The sequence below is a fragment of the Kitasatospora sp. NPDC057940 genome (assembly GCF_042887425.1).
Taxonomy (GTDB): Bacteria; Actinomycetota; Actinomycetes; order Streptomycetales; family Streptomycetaceae; genus Kitasatospora.
Map to the genome: position 1 here is coordinate 205,026 of NZ_JBHVPH010000003.1, position 15,983 is coordinate 221,008.

The 15,983-nt window shown below is 71.8% G+C and carries 16 protein-coding genes and 2 pseudogenes; 7 read left to right on the forward strand and 11 right to left on the reverse strand.

Annotation, left to right across the window (positions count from 1 at the left end; all coding sequences use genetic code 11):
• Window positions 1-8: 8 nt before the first annotated feature.
• The gene (locus ACFVTF_RS06795) at window positions 9-356 is read left to right on the forward strand and encodes a hypothetical protein (RefSeq protein ID WP_387810035.1); all 348 of its coding nucleotides are present in this window, start codon (window positions 9-11) and stop codon (window positions 354-356) included.
• 30 nt (window positions 357-386) lie between these two features.
• On the opposite strand, the gene ACFVTF_RS06800 is transcribed toward ACFVTF_RS06795, so the two are convergent.
• Window positions 387-1,043 carry a TetR/AcrR family transcriptional regulator gene (locus ACFVTF_RS06800; RefSeq protein WP_387810037.1) on the reverse strand — a complete coding sequence of 219 codons (657 nt, stop codon included), beginning with the start codon at window positions 1,041-1,043 and terminating at the stop codon, window positions 387-389.
• A gap of 59 nt (window positions 1,044-1,102) precedes the next feature.
• Here ACFVTF_RS06800 and ACFVTF_RS06805 point away from each other — a divergent pair, with 59 nt between their 5' ends.
• Complete coding sequence (locus tag ACFVTF_RS06805) at window positions 1,103-2,764, forward strand: FAD-dependent oxidoreductase (RefSeq protein WP_387810040.1); 1,662 nt, start codon at window positions 1,103-1,105, stop codon at window positions 2,762-2,764.
• Window positions 2,765-2,827: 63 nt separating this feature from the next.
• Here ACFVTF_RS06805 and ACFVTF_RS06810 read toward each other — a convergent pair whose 3' ends face one another.
• From ACFVTF_RS06810 to ACFVTF_RS06820, 3 genes are all read right to left on the reverse strand, one after another.
• A complete protein-coding gene (locus tag ACFVTF_RS06810) occupies window positions 2,828-4,084 on the reverse strand; it encodes a serine hydrolase (protein WP_387810043.1) in 1,257 nt (418 codons plus the stop codon).
• A 186-nt stretch (window positions 4,085-4,270) separates the two neighbouring features.
• Window positions 4,271-4,921, reverse strand: coding sequence for a 2'-5' RNA ligase family protein (locus tag ACFVTF_RS06815; protein ID WP_387810046.1), 651 nt, complete (start codon window positions 4,919-4,921; stop codon window positions 4,271-4,273).
• Window positions 4,918-6,951 (reverse strand): ABC transporter ATP-binding protein, encoded by a 2,034-nt coding sequence (locus tag ACFVTF_RS06820; protein WP_387810049.1) that lies wholly within the window; start codon window positions 6,949-6,951, stop codon window positions 4,918-4,920. The genes ACFVTF_RS06815 and ACFVTF_RS06820 overlap by 4 nt, the downstream gene beginning before the upstream one ends.
• A gap of 313 nt (window positions 6,952-7,264) precedes the next feature.
• On the opposite strand from ACFVTF_RS06820, the gene ACFVTF_RS06825 reads away from it, so the two are divergent.
• Both ACFVTF_RS06825 and ACFVTF_RS06830 read left to right on the forward strand, forming a co-directional pair.
• Window positions 7,265-7,831 (forward strand): YdcF family protein, encoded by a 567-nt coding sequence (locus ACFVTF_RS06825; protein WP_387810052.1) that lies wholly within the window; start codon window positions 7,265-7,267, stop codon window positions 7,829-7,831.
• Entirely contained in the window at window positions 7,779-8,597 is an 819-nt protein-coding gene (locus ACFVTF_RS06830) for a WbqC family protein (RefSeq protein WP_387810754.1), read from the forward strand. The genes ACFVTF_RS06825 and ACFVTF_RS06830 overlap by 53 nt, the downstream gene beginning before the upstream one ends.
• Here ACFVTF_RS06830 and ACFVTF_RS06835 read toward each other — a convergent pair.
• From ACFVTF_RS06835 to ACFVTF_RS06855, 5 genes and pseudogenes are all read right to left on the reverse strand, one after another.
• A complete protein-coding gene (locus ACFVTF_RS06835) occupies window positions 8,545-9,057 on the reverse strand; it encodes an FBP domain-containing protein (protein WP_387810055.1) in 513 nt (170 codons plus the stop codon). The two genes, ACFVTF_RS06830 and ACFVTF_RS06835, sit on opposite strands and share 53 nt — an antisense overlap.
• Before the next feature lie 100 nt (window positions 9,058-9,157).
• On the reverse strand, window positions 9,158-9,595 hold the full coding sequence (locus tag ACFVTF_RS06840; protein ID WP_387810057.1) for an RNHCP domain-containing protein: 438 nt from the start codon (window positions 9,593-9,595) through the stop codon (window positions 9,158-9,160).
• Between the two features lie 22 nt (window positions 9,596-9,617).
• Window positions 9,618-9,998, reverse strand: a complete 381-nt coding sequence (locus ACFVTF_RS06845) for an RNHCP domain-containing protein (RefSeq protein ID WP_387810060.1) — start codon at window positions 9,996-9,998, stop codon at window positions 9,618-9,620.
• Between the two features lie 425 nt (window positions 9,999-10,423).
• Window positions 10,424-10,516 (reverse strand): annotated as a pseudogene (locus ACFVTF_RS06850) (site-specific integrase); the annotation flags it as partial.
• A 16-nt stretch (window positions 10,517-10,532) separates the two neighbouring features.
• On the reverse strand, window positions 10,533-11,426 hold the full coding sequence (locus tag ACFVTF_RS06855; RefSeq protein ID WP_387810063.1) for a LysR family transcriptional regulator: 894 nt from the start codon (window positions 11,424-11,426) through the stop codon (window positions 10,533-10,535).
• Window positions 11,427-11,527: 101 nt separating this feature from the next.
• On the opposite strand from ACFVTF_RS06855, the gene ACFVTF_RS06860 reads away from it, so the two are divergent.
• A complete protein-coding gene (locus tag ACFVTF_RS06860) occupies window positions 11,528-12,616 on the forward strand; it encodes an alcohol dehydrogenase catalytic domain-containing protein (protein WP_387810066.1) in 1,089 nt (362 codons plus the stop codon).
• A gap of 57 nt (window positions 12,617-12,673) precedes the next feature.
• Here ACFVTF_RS06860 and ACFVTF_RS06865 read toward each other — a convergent pair whose 3' ends face one another.
• Complete coding sequence (locus tag ACFVTF_RS06865) at window positions 12,674-13,474, reverse strand: maleylpyruvate isomerase family mycothiol-dependent enzyme (RefSeq protein WP_387810069.1); 801 nt, start codon at window positions 13,472-13,474, stop codon at window positions 12,674-12,676.
• Between the two features lie 241 nt (window positions 13,475-13,715).
• On the opposite strand from ACFVTF_RS06865, the gene ACFVTF_RS06870 reads away from it, so the two are divergent.
• Window positions 13,716-14,702 (forward strand): GlxA family transcriptional regulator, encoded by a 987-nt coding sequence (locus ACFVTF_RS06870; RefSeq protein WP_387810072.1) that lies wholly within the window; start codon window positions 13,716-13,718, stop codon window positions 14,700-14,702.
• A gap of 54 nt (window positions 14,703-14,756) precedes the next feature.
• The gene (locus ACFVTF_RS06875) at window positions 14,757-15,380 is read left to right on the forward strand and encodes a DJ-1/PfpI family protein (protein WP_387810075.1); all 624 of its coding nucleotides are present in this window, start codon (window positions 14,757-14,759) and stop codon (window positions 15,378-15,380) included.
• A 303-nt stretch (window positions 15,381-15,683) separates the two neighbouring features.
• Here ACFVTF_RS06875 and ACFVTF_RS06880 read toward each other — a convergent pair.
• Window positions 15,684-15,953: pseudogene (locus ACFVTF_RS06880) on the reverse strand (transcriptional regulator); the annotation flags it as partial.
• Window positions 15,954-15,983 lie beyond the last annotated feature (30 nt).

The window sequence follows — 15,983 nt, forward strand, 5'->3', positions numbered from 1 at the left end:
GTCCCATCATGCGACGCCTCGTCACGACGATCGGTACCCTCATCGCCGCAGGGACGCTGGCCGTGGCCGTCCCCACGTCCGCCCAGGCCGCCACGGGCACCCTGACGTTCTACAACGTGATCTTCCCCGGCGGATCGGGCAGCGGCCCGGGTGTGCCGTACGTCGACCCGGCCCCGGGCTGCTACGAGGTGCCGAGGACGGCGCATGGGCCGCTGTCAGGCGTGAACAACGAGACGGACAGCACGGTCCGCTTCTACTGGGTCGACGACTGCACCGGCGGGCCGCTGTTCAGCGTGTCGGCCGGCCGTTCGGTCAGGTTCAACTCGCGCCCGCACTCCTTCCTGGTCGAGAGCTGACCGCGGACCCGAACGGCGGCCACGACGGCGCTACGACAGCGGCAGCGCCCGCCTGAGCGCACCGAAGGCCTCGTCCAGCAGGGCCCGATGATCGGGGTCGACCGCCGCCGCGCTCTCCCCCGTCAGCATCCGGCCCGCGGAGGTGAGGCAGCCGGTGCGACAGGCGGCGACCGCGAGCGCGGCGGTCAGCCGGGGCTGGGGGTCCGGCGAGGTCTGCGCGATCACCTCGGTCAGCGCGCCCTCCAACTCCTCGACGCCCTCGCGGGCCCGCGCCCGCAGCGACGGGGAGTCCACCACGACCTGCCAGAAGGCCGTGAAGCGATCCCGCAGAGCCACCAACGGGTAGCCCTCGTCGATGAGTTCGAGAATCCGGCGGTGCAGCGCGGCGAGTGGGGTCTCGGCGGCCGGGCGGTCGCGCACCGCGCTCGTGAACAGTTCGACGGCCTCCGGGATCCGGTCCAGGAGGAGGTCCTCCTTACGCGGGAAGTAGTTGAAGACCGTCATGGTCGAGACCTCCGCCGCCTCGGCCACCTCCGCGACGGTGACCTGGTCGAACCCGCGCGCCAGGAACAGGGTGGTGGCCGCGCCGGAGATCCGCTGCCGGGTCTGCGCCTTCTTGCGCTGACGCATCGTGAGGTTCCGGGACTGCGGTTCGTCGCCGGCGTCTGGGGTCCTGGCTGCATCCATGGCCGAAATTATATCCACCACAGATTTTTAGTGACTACAGTGAAGTCATGAACACGGACATGCGCACAGACGCAGGCACCGACGTAGGCCCGGACGCAGGCACGGACTACGACGTGGTGGTGGCGGGCGGCGGGCCGGTCGGGCTGATGCTGGCCTGCGAGCTCCGGCTCGCCGGAACCTCGGTGCTGGTCATCGAACGGCTCACCGAGGTGGACCAGACGATCAAGGCGGGCGCCATCAACACGCCCAGCGTGGAGGCCTTCTACCGGCGCGGACTGCTGCCGGCGCTCGAAGGGATCCACGCGCAGGCGATGGAGAAGTTCGCCCAGTTCACCCGGCAGCGCCGCCCGGGCGGGCCGCCCGCCGACAGCGAAGGGCCCTCCACCGGCGAAACGCCCGCCGACGGCGCAGTACCCGCCGACAACCCGGCGCCCGCGCGGGCGCCGCTGCGGATCGCCGGGCACTTCGCCGGAATCATGCTGAGCCTCGACCGCTTCGACCCCGCCGACGACCCCGACTTCGCCGACCGCAGCCCCGTCGACAAGGCCGCCCTCGTCCCGCAGGCCGCCCTGGAGCACGTGCTCGGCGAGCGCGCGGCCGAGCTGGGCGTCGAGCTGCGCCGGGGCGTGGAGTTGACCGGCTTCGACACCGACGAGCACGGGGTGACCGTGCACACCGCCGGCGGTGCGCCGATCCGAACCGGCTGGCTGGTCGGGTGCGACGGCGGCCGCAGCACGGTGCGCCGGCTCGCCGGGTTCGACTTCCCCGGCACCGCCCCGGAGATCACCGGCCACCAGGCGATGGTGGAGATGACCGGCTCCGAGGCCCTGAACACCGGCTGGAACCGCACCCCGGTCGGGACGTACGTGCACGGGCCGGTGCCGGGCCGGATCCTCACCGTGGAGTTCGACGGCCCACCCGCGGACCGCCAGTCGCCGGTCACCACCGAGGAGTTGCAGGCCAGCCTGCGCAACGTCAGCGGCGTGGACGTGACGATCACCAAGGTGCACAGCGCGACCCGCTTCACCGACAACGCCCGCCAGGCGAGCACCTACCGCGCGGGCCGGGTCCTGCTGGCCGGCGACGCGGCGCACGTGCACTCCCCGTTCGGCGGCCAGGGGCTCAACCTCGGCATCGGCGACGCGATCAACCTCGGCTGGAAGCTCGCCGCCACCGTGCAGGGCTGGGCGCCGGAAGGCCTGCTGGACAGCTACACCGCCGAGCGGCACCCGATCGGCGCCTGGGTCCTGGACTGGACGAGGGCGCAGGTCGCGCTGATGCGGCCCGAGCCGCGCAGCGGCGCGCTGCGCAACGTCGTCGCCCAGCTCGCCGACACCACGGCCGGGACCACCTACTTCGTCAAGCAGCTCTCCGGCGTGTGGCAGCGCTACGACCTGCCCGGCGAGCACCCCTTGGTGGGCCGCAGCGCGCCGGACCTCGTCCTCGCCGACGGCAGCACACTGGCCGACCACCTGCACGACGGCCGCGCACTGCTGCTGGACCTCACGGACGACCCCGAACTGCGCGCCCGCGCCGACGGCCACCGCGACCGGTTGCGGATCGTGACCTCCCACTGCCCCGAACAGCCCGAGCTGGCCGCCCTGCTGGTCCGCCCGGACGGCTTCGTCGCCTGGGCGGGCGGCAGCGGCGAGGCGCCGGACGGGCTCGGCGAGGCGCTCGACGAAGCGCTCGGCAGGTGGCTCGGCGCGGCTCAGGGCTGATCTCAGGGCTGAGCTCACGACCGGCGAGGGACCTACCGGAACACAAGGAACAGTTCTCCTGCTTCACACGCCCTCTGCGGTCAGCAAGTCGAACGCGCCTCGGATGACGGCCTGGCCTTTCAGCGCCGTGCCGACCTTGTCAGGGGCCGTACCGGCGTCCGAGACCATCAGGCTGGTGGCCAGAGTGCGGTCGTCGCTCGTACGTGCCAGGTAGTTCAGCGTGATGACCCCGGGTTCACTGCCGCCCTTGTACCAGACGGTCGGGAACCGGGACGGGGCCAGATTCAGTCCGTCGTCGTTGAGGGCGAGTGCGTGCCCGATCTCGGGCTGGTCGAACCGCCACAGCGCCGCGTAGGCGTTGCAGATGTCGATCGGTGAGGCGAACCATTCGATCTGGTCGATCCTCCTCGGCTGGGGCCAGGTCTCGCGGACATCGGGCAGGGGGAGTCGTTCGAGCTCCCGCAGCGCGGCGGAGCGGTGGTGTTCGGGCAGTGCCAGGTACTCGTCCGCGCGGGCCGGGTACTGGTTGGCCTTGAGCTGGAAGAACGCCTTGGTGGTCAGACACGGAATGTTCGCCCGGGGCTGTTGGTGGCCGAACACGTCCATCTGGTGCACCACCGCGTCCTGGCCGAGCCGGTGGATGAGGTGGTCGGTTGCGGTGTTGTCGCTGAGGGAGATCATGCAGTCGGCGAACTCGGCCATCGTGACGGTGGTGCCGGCCGGGCAGTCCTGCAGTCGGCCCGAGGGCAGGCTCTTGTAGTCGTCGCGGATGGCCAACGACTCGTCCCAGGAGGCTCGTTGTTCGTCGACGGCCTGTGCGAGCGCGCCCAGCACGTACAGCTTGAACGCCGAGCCGATCGGCCGCTGGGTGTCTGCGCGTACGCCGTGCACCAGCTCGCAGCGCCCGTCCGGGCCGATCCGCGTTGCGGCGAACGACACGCGGGCGCCCAAGTCGGCCAACATGTCGTCGACTTGGGTCCACGACGAGAGCGGCGCCTCGTCGGGAGTGAGGCTCACATCGTTCACCAGACCCGAGGGATCCACGCGCACCCGCAGAAGGTAGTCGCCGTCACGGCCGCTGACCGCCGCCTGCACGTGATCCTCACCCGACTCGACGATCCTGCGCAGGGTGATGGGGCCCAGTTGGTGCAGCACCGCGTTGAAGGCGTTCGGACCGCCGCTGGCGGCCAGGAGCGGCGCGGCTATGTGGTCGTGGATCTCGGTGTCCGTCATCGGCGCCCGTGCCGAGGCGTCCACAAGCCAGTTCACCTGGGCCTGGGCGGCCGACAGCGGCGCGTCCGTACCGGGTGTTTCGGTCATTCGTCCCCTCCGCAGGGTGGGGGCCGAGGGAGGTCGGCCCCCTCTCGGCGATTGAGTCAACTCTGCTGCCGCAAAGCGCACTTGTTCACGTGGGATGTTACCTTTCCAGTTGGAGATCCCTGGCGGCTGCGGCGCCGAATGCTCTCCTCGCCCGCCGCGCCCAAGCTGGCACCACCCACCCGGTGGCTACCCGTCGAGCCGGATGGTGGCGAGGGTGTTCCAGCAGATCTGCTGGCCGAGCAGTTCGTTGCGGCCGGGCAGTTGGGCAGGACGCCAGTAGACCTCGTTGACGATGATCCGGCTCACGCGGAAGGAAGCGTGGCCGGGCCTGACTCGGTGGATGACCTGGGCGAGTTCGTCGGTGTCGGTGTCGGCGGCGGCGTATCCGACGGTCGCATGGAGGACGCCAAGCGGGTAGTCGGTGGAGTCGGGGCCGAGAACCTGGTGGACGGCGGCGCGGACGCGGTGCTGAAGAGCGGCGAGTTCGCCGTCGGGGTGGAGGTCGAGGCGGACACCCGTGCGGTAGGCGATCGGCGAGCCCGCCTGCAAGGAGACCGGTCCCGTCCCGGTGACTGCGGTACGCAACTGGCTGGCGAGGTCCCGTCGTTCGGCTTCGGTGATGGCGTCGGCCGGGGCGGAGGTGAGCATGTCGAGGGTGATGTGCGCGCGCTCGTCCGGCACCGGGAGGACGGGGAAGCCGGCGAGGGCCGTGCGCAGGTCGGCGAGCAGGGTGTGCAGCGCCGACCCGGGAGGCAGGTCGGGCAGGGCGTACACCTGGAGGACGCGCAGGCCGTCCGGCCAGGGCTGTCGGCCGAAGGTGGGGTGGAACGCTTTCACTTCGTCTCCTGGCGGTCGGATGCGTCGGGTTCGGCGGATGCGTCGGGTGCGGTGGCGGCCTGGCGGGGCAAGCGGTCGCCGATGCCGTACTGGGCGGCCTGGAGCCGGTAGGCCTCGGAGTAGGCGGAGGGCTTGGCCATCAGCTCGTCGTGGGTGCCCTCCTCGATCAGGCGGCCGTGGTCGAGGACGTAGATGCGGTCCGCCTGCGCGGTGGCCGCGAGGCGGTGGGTGATCAGGACGATGCTGACGCCGAGTTCGGTCAGGGCGCGGATCTTCTCGAAGGCCTCGATCTCGGCTTTGGCGTCCATGGCGCTGGTCGGCTCGTCGACGACGATCAGGTGCGGGAGGCGGCCGTCCGGTGCGGGGGTGGTCATGCGGTGGCGCAGCCTGGCGATGGCGACTCGCTGCCACTGCCCGCCGGAGATGCCGACGCCGCCTTCGAAGCCCTTGGCGAGGAGGGTGTCCCAGCCTCGGTCGAGTTCGGCGAGGACGGGGTGGAGGTCGGCGTAGTCGGCGGCGGCTTCCAGTTGCTGCTGGGTGGCGGGGGCGTCGGGTCGTCCGAGGAGGAGGTTGGCGCGCAGGGTGAAGGACCAGCGTTGGAAGTTCTGGGCCAACAAGGCGATGCCGGCGAACAGTTGGGCGCGGTCGGCGGTGGCGGTGTCGGTGCTGTCCCACCGGATGCGGCCCTGGTGGGGCCGGTAGACGCCGCACAGCAGGTGGGCGAGCGTGGACTTGCCGGAGCCGTTCTCCCCGACCAGCGCGATGACCTGGCCGCGGCCGATGGTGAGGCTGACCTTGTCGAGGGCGGGGCTGTCGCGGCCCGGGTAGGTGAAGGAGACGTCCTCGACGCGGATCTGCTCGGGGCGCTCGGGCAGCGGTGTGCCGCCGACGGGGATCGCGCGGCGGTGACCGTGACGGCGCAGCCGGTCGAGGTCGGCGACGAACAGGGACTCCTCGTAGAGGGAGTTGATCTGGGAGACGAGGCCGGAGATCGAGGCGGAGCCGGTGCGGATGGCGACGACGGCGGTGCCGGCGACGGCAAGGGGCATGGAGCCGGTGCTGACCAGCCAGCCGAGCATGGCGAACGCACCGGTGGTGGCGAGTCCGGCGAGGGAGGCGGTCAGCAGGTCGGTGCGGGCCTTCGCTCCCGCGAGACGGGCCTGTTCGCGTTCGGCGGCGCGGGCCATCTGCTCGTAGTGCCCGAGCAGGAACGGCCCGCACGCATGGACGCGGACCTCGGCGGCCGACCAGGGGCGGATCAGCATGTCCGAGAGCAGGCCGCTGGCCCGGCTGTGCTGGAGCATCGCCTGCGTGGACAGGTAGCGGCGGCGGGCGGTGCGCACCGCGCCCCAGCCGCGCGGGGCGGTGATGAGCAGCAGCATCGGCAGCAGTGCGGGGTGGAGGACGGTCAGCACTCCGGCGGCGGAGACCAGGGCGAAACCCGCCGTCAGGACGGACACGCCCTGGCCGACGATGTGCTGGATCGACCCGGCGCCCCAGCGGGCCGAGTCGACCTCGGCCAGGAACTCCGGGTCCTCGATCGCCTCCAGCTCGGAGCGGGAGACGACGGCCAGGAAGTCGACGGTGGCCGCCCGGAACACGGCCGGTTCCAGGCGGCCGGAGGCGAGCCCGGATACGGCCGCGAGCACGGCCGACAGGGCGGAGACGGCCCCGACAGCAACGACCGCCGGAACGGCCGAGCGGAGGACGGTCGCCATGTCGCCCGGGGTGAGGAGCCGGCCGAGGGCCTGGTTGGTGGCGATCAGCGCGGCCGCGGCGGCGACGCCGCGCAGCACCTCGGCCGTCACCAGGGCCACCAGCGCCGGGCGGTCGGCCGCCCAGGCCATCCGTCCGGCCAGCCGCAGGAACGTGGGCATCTGGCGGGCGACCGTCCAGAACGTCACCCTGGCGCCGGCGAACTCGTGCTTGGCCCAGCCGTAGTCGTAACGCATCGGGCCGCCGAACAGCAGGCGTTCGCTCTCGGAGACGTGAAGGTTGTCCGTCGTGGTGCTCGTGCTGGGTGAGGTCATGGCACTCCTGTCGCAGGGGGCACGGGGTAGTGGAACTCACGGGATCGAGGGCGCTGTTCGGGGCTGGAATGCCCAGTGTCGACGCCACGCCCGTGCGTTGGGGCACGCTCCTGCCGGATCACCCGAGTGGGTGACGGCGGGTGGCGACCGGTCGCTGCCCCCGCCAATCCGGTGTGCCCGGTCCGGCCGGTCGTTTCGGTACGCCGGTAGTCAGGCGGCGGTGGGGCCGGTGTGTCGGAGGTGATCCAGTGGAAAAGCGTGCCAGTTCATCCTGGCGCAGGCGGATGCGCCAGCGGTCGGAGAGAGGATTGTCGTGGCGATCGGGCTGGGCTGCCACGACCTCGGTGTCGCGGCCGAGACGGCCGCGCTGTACCTGGACGGGCTGGTGCAGCGGATCGTGTTCACCGGCGGGCCGAATCCGTCCCGGCCCGAGCACTTCCCCCGCGGCGAAGCCGTGCACTTCACCGAGCACGCTATCTCCCTCGGCGTGCCCGAGCACGCGATCCATCAGGAACCGCGGGCGCGCAACACCGGGCAGAACATCCAGTTCTCCCAGGAAGTCCTGGAGACGGCCGACGTCGACGTGCACTCGGTGCTGCTGGTGAGCATGCCCTCCATGGAGCGCCGGGCGTACGCCACGTGCCGCAAGGTGTGGCCGGAGGTCGAGGCGGTGTGCACCTCGACCTCGATGAACCTGAACGACTACGTGAAGACGATCGGCGACGACGGGCTCGTGATCGACAGCCTCGTAGGCGACCTCCAGCGGGTCATCGAGTACCCGAGGCTCGGGTTCGCCGTCGCCCAGGATGTTCCGGAGACGGTCCGTGATGCGTACCAGCGGCTCTTGGCCGACGGATTCGACAGCAAGCTGCTCGACTGACACAGCACCGCCCGCCGGGCTGGTGTGCGCCATCCACCAGCCGAACCTGTTCCCACGACTGTCAACCGTTGCCAAGCTGTTCGCCGCGGACGTGTGGATCGTCCTGGACGATGTGCAGTTCGCCCGCCGTGACTACCAGCACCGCGCCCGTCTCGCGCCGGCGGCCGGTGCGCCGGGTCCGATCCGTTGGCTGAGCGTCCCCACCCATCTCCCGGCCGGGCGGGCGACCCTGATACGGGACGCCCGCATGGTCGATCCGGCACGCGGCCGCCGCCGAAGCGCGGACCTGCTCCGCGAGCACTACCGGGGCGCTCCCCACTGGGCTGCGTTCAGGAACCAACTGGACGCGTTCCTCGACGTCTTCGAGCGCACCGACCGAACCGGGGCGGTGGCGCAGGAGTCCACGCTGTTGCTCCTGTCGATGGTCGGCTGGAGCGGCCAGGTGCCGGCCAGCACCGATCTGCATTCCAGTAGCGACCGCTCGCAGCGCCTGGCCGACCTGGGACAACTGGAACAAGCAGGGGAAGAAGTAGCCGCCCGCGACGCCGGGCTCGCGCACAGCTGCGGGCCCGGCGCCGCGCCGCACCGAGAGAGCAGCACCATGACCGACCGGCGGTCTGCGACCGCTGCGCGACCGGGCGGCCTCCGGGGAGGTGTGAGGGGCCGGGGGCGACTCGCGCCGAGAAGGCGCGGAGACCGCCCCCGACCCGGCATCACGTCCGGTGGCGCGTGGTGCTCCGTTGCGCCTCGGCCACCGACTGGATGAACGCGGCCGTGCGCGTCCGGATGCCGTCGCGGTGTGCCGTGATGCCGTCCTGGTCGGGTGCGGCATAGCGGCGAAGCGACTTCGGATTGATCTCGACGGCGCAGTCGAGATCGGTGCACAGGTGCAGGCCCAGGGCGTTCAGTCGTTCGCGTTTGTCGCGGGAGGGGCGGCGGGCGGTGAACAGGGAGACCTCGTTGAACCGGCGGACGGAGCGGCACAGGTCGCACATCACCGCGCGGTTTCCGAGCCTGGCGTCGCTCGGGGTCTGCCGCAGCAGCACGCCGAGCGCCTGGTCGTCGGCCTCGGTGACGAGGTAGGCGCGCTTGGGGGCGCGCAGGTCCCGCCAGCCGAGGTAGTCGATCCGGTCCCAGCGGACGTCGTCGAACCAGGCGGGCAGCCGGACTCTGTTTTCGTTCGGGTCCAGGTTCACGATCGCTGCGCGAACCTCTTCTCTGGTCATGGGGCGCATGGCTTCTCCAAACGGCGCACGGCTGCAACCGTGCAGAGGGGAAAGGCTGAGGGAATCGGCGGGGCGTCGCCGTTCACCAGGAGGGTGACGGTCACAAGGTGGTGAGCAGCACGCGCTGCGCGGCGCCGGTGTCCAGCAGTGGTCTGAGCACCAGGCGGACCAGGGCCAGCGGGTTGTCGTCGCCGGCGACGCGGTTGGCGCTGAGCTCGCCGCAGGAGCGGCACTGATGGATGATCATCCATTCGCCGTCGGTGCGGGCCGACATGCTCAGGGCTTCCATCCGGCCGCGGCAGTCGGCGGCCCGGTCGCCGGGAATGCGCAGGTCGACGTGCAGGCTGGCCAGGCAGTTCGGGCAGTGGTTGCGGTGGTTGGTGCCGGGCGCGTCCACGGGCACCTGCAGATGGCAGCCGGCGCACCGGAAGTCGTGTGCCCGGTGGCCGCCCCGTGCGTGCAGGACGTCCTTGTGCCGCTGCGGCCGGCGCCCGGCCCTGGCCCGCCCGGTTGGGTTCTTGTCGCTGCGTCTGGGCATGGCAGGTCGTCTCCTTCCGGGGTCAGAGGGTGCCGAACGCTTCGAGTGGGAACGGTGGCTGGGCCAGCGGGCGCACGGCCATGCGCATCAAGACGAGCTGGTTGTCGTCGGCGCAGACGGGGTTGGAGGTCAGTTCGTCACAGCGCACGCAGCGGTGGATGACCATCCAGTCGCCGGTGCGCAGCACGGCGATGGCGATGGGCGACATCCGGCCCCGGCACTCGCTGGAGCCACCGTTGATGTGGTCCAGGACGTGGCTGGAGTGCAGGCAGGAGGGGCAGTGGTTGCGGCGCGTGCCGTCGCCGGCGAGGGTCGACACGGTCAGCCCGCACCACGCGCACGGGAAGGTACCGGTGAGGGCCCGTGGACTACTGCCGGGGAGAGGTTTGTTGGTGCTGGACACCCGGGGTGCTCCTTGCTGGGAGGTCAATGATGACAAGCAAGAGCAGGCCGAGCGGCCTCGACGAGAACACACGCCTCGGGCGGACGCGACAGAGCGCGCCGGGATGGCGTGGGCTGATTCAGATCACCGGAGGGGTCACGTCCGGAACCGTCCGAGATGGGACGGTGTCAAGAACACGGACAGTGAGCTACGCGGTGCGGCGAGGCGCGCGCGGCGCGGGCCGGGACATCAAATCTCTTTTCCAGGGCGCAACGGGCCCAGTGCAGAACGAAACGATGCCACCACGGTAACAAAGGGCACACCCAGTAGGCCAGTGGTTTATCCAGTCACCGCTCTACGCCTGTCGCCAGGCAAGACGCACCGCCCAGTGCTGGACACCCCGCACGATGGCCGTCACCCGACCGGCCCGCGACGGGAGGCCGACAGCGGCGGGCGGCCCCGGGGGCAAGCAGGCTGGTCACCTCGGCGATCGCCGGCGGCGACGGCTTGAAGTACCGGCTGACGTTCTCAGGCCGAGGGGCCCGGCGGCGCGTGTCAGGCGGTCGAGGTGATGGCCCGGGTGACGGCCGTGACCGCCGGGGTCGGGCGGCCGGGGAGGCGCGCCACGAGGACGCGGCGGAGCTCGGGAGGTGTGCCTTCGACGCGCAGCAGGCTCACCCCGGGCGGCAGGACCGGGGAGAGCCGGGAGGGCACCGTCGTCACCCCGAAGCCACCGGCTACCAGTTGGAGCTTCGTCAGCCAGTCGCGCGCGCTGTGGACGATGCGTGGGCGTGCGGGCAGGCCGGGCCAGACGCCGAGCAGTGGCTCGGAGTTCGACGCCGGGGCGGCGATCCACGGGGCGTCGACCAGTTCGTCGACGTGCACCGCGGTGCGGCCGGCGAACGCTCCGGTCGAAGGCGCCGCAACGACCAACTCGGTGTCCATGACGGTCTCGACGTGCAGGCGCGGCGACTCGCCGTCCAAGGGCCGGTGGGGCGGGCGGGACGTCAGGACGGCGAGGTCGATCGAGCCCGAACGCAGTGCCCGGAGCAGGGTGGGGGTGGCGCCCTCGGTCGTCGTGACCGTGATCTGCGGATCGGTTGCCGCGAGGCGGGCGAGTGCGGGAGGCAGGATGACCGCGCCCGCGCTCAGGAACAGTCCCAGCCGCACCAGTTCGGTCCGCGGGGCGGTGCCGGTGAGGTCGTGCTCGGCCGCCGTCAGGCAGTCCAGGATCGTGCGGGCGTGGCGCAGCAGGGTCAGGCCCGCGGGGGTGAGCCGCACCCCGTCGGGGCGGCGTTCGAACAGGGTGGTGCCCGCGCTCCGTTCGAGGGAGGCGGCCTGGCGTGAGACCGCCGACTGGGTGTAGCCGAGCCGGGCGGCTGCCGCGGTGAAGCTGCCGGACTCGGCGATCTGCTGCAGGACCCGCAGGCCCGTACTGGAGATGTCCATGCGTCATACGCATATCACGGATGCCTGATCGTCGCTTCCCGCATGCTCTCGGGGCTCCTAGTGTCGAACACGACGATGGCGATGAACACGGAGGTCATCACGTGCGAGCAGCAGTCCTGACGCGGTTCGGCGCCCCGCTCACGGTGCGGGAGGTGCCCGACCCCGAGGCCGGCGGCGGCGAGGTGGTGGTCGAGGTACTCGCCACCTGCGTGGCCCCGTACGCGGCCGAGGTCTTCGGCGGCGAGCGGAACTACCCCCTGGTCCCTCCCGTGGTGCCCGGGATCGGCGGGGTGGGACGGATCGTCCACGTGGGCCCGGACGCCACCCGGCTGCGCCCCGGCGATCTGGTGTGGTGCGACTGCACGGTGCGCTCGCGGGACGACGCCCTGACGCCCGACATCACGCTCCAGGGCTGGAGCTCCCGCGGCGAGGGCGGCGCGCGGCTCGCCCGGCACCTGCACGACGGATCGTTCGCCGAGCTCATGCGGGTCCCGACGGAGAACGTCTTCCCGCTGCCCGCGGCGGCGGGGGACGACCCGGACCGCTGGGCCGCGCTCGGCGTGCACGTCATCCCTTACGGCGGGCTGCTGGCCGGCGGGCTCGCGGCCGGTGAGACGCTGCTCGTCAGCGGGGCCACCGGCAACCTCGGCAGCAGTGCGGTCGCGGTCGCGCTCGCCATGGGGGCGGGCCGCGTGGTCGCCCCCGGCCGCAACCGGGCCGCGCTCGACCTCCTCGCCGACCGGTTCGGCCCGCGGGTGCGCCCGGTCCCGCTGACCGGGGACGAGGCCGGCGACCGCGCGGCGATGTCCGCGGCGGGCGACGGCCCGATCGACATGGTGATCGACCTGCTGCCGCCGAGCGCCCCCAGCTCGGTGGCGCGCACGGCAGCCATGACCGTACGCGAGTACGGCCGCGTCGTTCTCATGGGCGGCGTCGGCATGCTCGGCGGCGACGACCTCGCGCTCCCGTACCCATGGATCATGCGCAACTCGGTCACCGTGCGCGGCCAGTGGATGTACCCGCGGACGGCGAACGTCGGCATCATCCGGCTCCTCGCCTCGGGCACCCTGGACCTCGCCCCCGAACGGGTCCGGTCCTTCGGCCTCAGCGCCGTCAACGACGCCGTCACGTACGCCGCCTCACACGGTGGCCCGTTCGACCGCACCGTCCTCACCCCACCGGCTCGCTGACAGCGCCTACAGGACGGTCGAGCCGGTGGAGGCGCGGCCGACCGCCCCCGCTACGTCCTACTTCTCCTCCGGCTCCCAGGCGCGGAGCAGGTCGAGCAGCCCCGCGTCCCCGTCCACGCGCAAGGACTCGGCCTTGATGCGGTCGTACAGGTAGAGGACCAACTCGCTGGCCGTGCCGTGGACGGAGGCGCCGGCTGCCTCCGACTCCTCGCCGGTCGCGGCGGTGGGCGCCGGGATGCGGGCGGAGCGTGCGCCGTCGCCGTCGACCGTGAGGCGCCAGGAGCGGCCCTCGGCGGAGTGGAAGTCGAAGGCCGTGGGCTTGTGCGGCCAGGCACTCGGCGTTCCGCAGACGGTGAACAGGAACTCCTCCACACCGTCGAGCGCCACCTCGACCGGCAGCGGCTGCGCAACGCCCCCGGCGAGCTGGGCGTCGTACGTGTGCACCGCGGTCTCCTGGACCCGGTGCCGGGCGACACCGCCGGAGGTCTGCGGTGACTGCGACGCGGGCCACCACGTCCAGCAACCGCTCTCCGGGCCCGCCTCGTGCAGGGCGTCCAGCAGGAGCTGCGTCGACGCGGCCAGCCAGGCCAGCAGAGTCTCACGCTCCCGCGGCACTTCCAGAGCGGCACGCGCAGCGGCGGCCTCGGCCGGGGGAGCGTCGGCAGGCCCCGCGCCGACGATGGCGGCCCAGAAACGGTCTCCCCCACCCAGGTGCTTCACCAGATCGAACAGCGTCCACCCGGGGCAGGTCGGCACCTGTGCATCGAGACCGGGCGCGCCGGCGACCGCGGCGCGGAAGGCGGTCGACCGTTCATCGATCAGTCGCAGCAGCTCAGGAAGCTCAAGATTCTTTTCCACGCCGGATGTCTATCACCGTGCTCCGGTGATCGACCAGCGATTTTCACGGTCTCCGCCGGTTGGCCATTGCGGACGTCCTCGCCCCTCCATTCACATGACGACCGGTCAGAACATGTGCGGGTGGCCATGGTTCGAGCGGGCTTCCTTCACCACGAGCCGCGCAGCCCCCATCGACCCCTATGGCGGAAATCGTCATATCCGTGTCCTTGCTGCCATGACCGAGTACGGCCACGCTGGAGGGGTGAGCAGCCGACGCATCGTCTTCGCCGTCTTCCCGGACTTCCAGATCCTCGACCTGACCGGACCCCACGAGGTCTTCGTCCAGGCTGGGCTCCGGACCGGCAGCGTCACCATCGAGACGGTCGCGGCCGCCCCCGGCCCGGTGCCCTCCAGCGGCGGGCTCGCGATCTCACCGACCCGGACGATCGACGAGAGCTCCGCCGACTCGCCCGACCCCGTCGACACGCTCATCGCCGTCGGCGGCGCGGGCGTCGACCGGGCCTGCGAGGACGCGGACTTCGTCGGCTGGTTCGCCCGGACGGCCCGCCGCGCCCGCCGCACCGCGTCCGTCTGCAACGGCGCCTTCCTGCTGGGCGCCGCCGGCCTCCTCGACGGGCGCCGGGCGGTCACCCACTGGTCGCGCTGCGCCGAGCTCGCCGAACGGTACCCGGGCGTCACGGTCGACCCCGACCCGATCTTCGTCCGCGACGGCGAGCTGTGGACCTCGGCCGGCGTCACCGCCGGCATGGACCTCGCACTCGCCATGGCCGAGGCCGACCACGGCCCCGAGGTCTCCCACGCCATCGCCCGCCACCTCGTGATGTTCGTCCAACGACCCGGCGGGCAGGCCCAGTTCAGCGCCCAGCTCGCCGCCCAACGCCCCGGACGGGAGCCCCTGCGCGACGTCCTCGACTGGATCGCCGACCACCCCGACGCCGACCTCGGCGTCCCCGCCCTCGCCGGGCGCGCCGCGATGAGCGAACGCAACTTCGCCCGCGTCTTCCGCACCGAGACCGGCCGCACCCCCGGCGCCTACGTCGAGAGCACCCGCATCGAGGCCGCCAGACGACTCCTGGAGACGACCGCCGCCACCCTCGACTCGGTCGCCCGCACCTGCGGCTTCGGCACCGTCGAAACCCTGCACCGCAGCTTCCGGCGCACCCTCCACGTCACCCCCGGCGAGTACCGCAGGCACTTCTCCCCGCACGCCCCCTCGCCCCCCTCGTAACACCGCCCCTCCGCAACACCGCCCCTTCGCAACCCACCCCCGAAAGGAACCCCCGTGCGCATCGTCATCCCGCTCTTCGACGGCTTCACCGCACTCGACGCCGTCGGCCCGTACGAGATCCTCCACATGCTCCCGGATGCCGACGTCACCTTCGCCGCCGCCGAACCGGGCACCATCACGGATGGCGCGGGCTCCCTCCGTCTCGTCGCGACGGCATCCTTCGCCGACGTCACGGAAGCCGACATCCTGCTGGTCCCCGGAGGCCCGGGATCCATCCGCGGCACCACCGACGGAGCACTGCTCGACTGGATCCGCCGCATCCACCCCACGACCACCTGGACCACCTCCGTCTGCACCGGCTCCCTCCTCCTCGCCGCCGCCGGCCTCCTCACCGGTATCGAGGCCACCACCCACTGGAGCGCCGTCGACACCCTGGAGTCCTACGGCGCCCGGTACACCGCCCGCCGCGTCGTGGAACAGCCCGGCCGCATCATCACCGCCGCCGGCGTCTCCGCCGGCATCGACATGGCCCTGCGCCTCGCCGAACTCATCGCGGGCCGCACCGCCGCCGAAGCCTTCCAGCTCGCCATCGAATACGACCCCCAACCCCCCTTCGACGCCGGCTCCTACGCCAAGGCCCCGCAAGCGGCCAAGGACTACCTGGCCGCCCGCCACTGAGCCGGGAAAAGCCTCGGCCGCCACGGGTGATCGGTGTGCACACGGGATGCCGCCGGCGTTGACAAGACGCCTACCCGGGACTGTTCCACTGCGATCAACGGCGTGGGCCCCAACACACCGCTGCGACCGCAGCGGGGCCGGCTCGACGAGCCCCGCGAGCACGACACGCAAGTCAGGCAAGTCCGCCCCGCCGGCCCCCTGTTGCCGGCGGGGCGTTCCCGTTGCTTCAACTCGCCGCTGCGCCGCCACCGGTCGGCGAATTCCGGTCCAACGACGGTTCCGCGCAGGCTCCGTACGCGAGCGTCATCCGCGCGGAGCAGGTGCCCACTGGAGGAGGAACCGCAGCCCCTCGTGGGCCGGGGAGCCGGGAGGGGCGGTGTAGGCGATGAGTTGCTGGTCGGGCCGGGTGTCGACGGTGAACTGCTGGACGTCGAGGGTCAGGGGGCCGGCCAGCGGGTGGACGCAGGTCTTGGTGAGCTGCCGGGGGCCGCGCACCCGGTGATCGGCCCACCAGGCCCGGAAGTTCGCATCACGGGCGGTCAACTCGGCGATCAGGGAGGCGAGTTCACGGTCCTCCGGATTGTGACTTCAACGGATAGTTTG